The following is a 1,216-nucleotide window of genomic DNA, read 5'->3' as shown; positions in this document are numbered from 1 at the left end:
TCTCCAAATCATCTTGCGAGGCGACGGCACCATTCCAGCCCGACCCCGGCTGCGCAATGCCACGCAGCGGAGATGGCGAACATTTGATTGCCCGCGATTTCAGCCGGCCATAAAGCACGCTTGCGGTTGACACGGGCAAGGCTCCTCGTTTATGAGCCACGCAAGTTCAGAGGCGCGCTTTTTCGGGCGCGCCTTTAAAATTCGGCCCGGCAGCGGGCCCCGACCGAACAGGCAAGACCATGAAGATCAAGAATTCGCTCAAGGCGCTGAAGGCGCGTCACCGCGACAACCAGCTGGTTCGTCGCAAGGGTCGCATCTACATCATCAACAAGACCGCCCCGCGTTACAAGGCGCGCCAGGGCTGAGCCTTGCGCGCGGCTTAGTGCATGTCGCCCAAAGGTGCCAAGCGGTTTTGGGACAAGGACATGCACATAGAGACCACGCCGCGCGTCTATGATGGTATTGCCGGCTTGCCGGCCCCTTCACGCTAAAATCACTTTGCCGATCCGCCGTCCGGGATTAGATTCCGGCGATGCGGATTCGTTTTGCATTCCTCGCGACCCTTTGCCTGTCCGGCGCTGTCCTGCCGGCCGCTTTGGCGCCCGCTTGGGCGAATGATCCGGCCGCGCCGCCTGTGGCTGTGACCAAGCAAGCCCGCCTCGACCAGTTGTTCACCGATCTGAAGCGCGAGCGCAATGAAAAGGCCGCCGAGCGCATTGCCCAGCGCATCTGGAGCGAATGGTCGCAATCCGGCAGCGCCTCGATCGACCTGATGATGCAATGGTCGCAAAAGGCGATGGAAGACCAGAAATACGACGTCGCGCTCGATTTCCTCGACCAGGTGGTGACCTTGCAGCCGACCTATGCCGAAGGCTGGAACCGGCGCGCCACGCTGCATTTCATGATGAAGAACTACGGCAAGTCGATGTCCGACATCGACCACACGCTGCATCTCGAGCCGCGCCATTTCGGCGCCCTGTCCGGCCTGGCGCAGATCATGGCCGAAACCGGCCACAAGCAGTCGGCGCTGGAAGCCTGGCAGAAGGTGCTCGCCATCTACCCGATGATGCGCAGCGCCCAGGACCAGGTCGGCACGCTGTCGGAAGAGCTTGCCGGCGAAGGCATCTGATAAGGGAGTAGGGGAGTAGGGGAATAGGGGAGTAAGGCAGTAGGCAGTGCTTCATGGAACACACTCCCCTATTCCCCTATTCCCCTA

General features: G+C 61.1%; 2 protein-coding genes. Both read left to right on the top strand.

Annotation, left to right across the window (positions count from 1 at the left end; all coding sequences use genetic code 11):
* Nucleotides 1–239 precede the first annotated feature (239 nt).
* Entirely contained in the window at nt 240–365 is a 126-nt protein-coding gene (gene ykgO / locus EN780_RS34690; protein WP_006203764.1) for a type B 50S ribosomal protein L36, read from the top strand.
* Between the two features lie 167 nt (nt 366–532).
* Complete coding sequence (locus tag EN780_RS34685) at nt 533–1,129, top strand: hypothetical protein (protein ID WP_127393587.1); 597 nt, start codon at nt 533–535, stop codon at nt 1,127–1,129.
* The last annotated feature ends 87 nt before the right edge of the window (nt 1,130–1,216 follow it).

Source organism: Mesorhizobium sp. M4B.F.Ca.ET.089.01.1.1 (genome assembly GCF_004022605.1).
Taxonomy (GTDB): domain Bacteria; phylum Pseudomonadota; class Alphaproteobacteria; order Rhizobiales; family Rhizobiaceae; genus Mesorhizobium; species Mesorhizobium abyssinicae.
The sequence above is the reverse complement of the archived record's forward strand: the minus strand, read 5'-3'. Positions and strand labels throughout refer to the sequence as shown.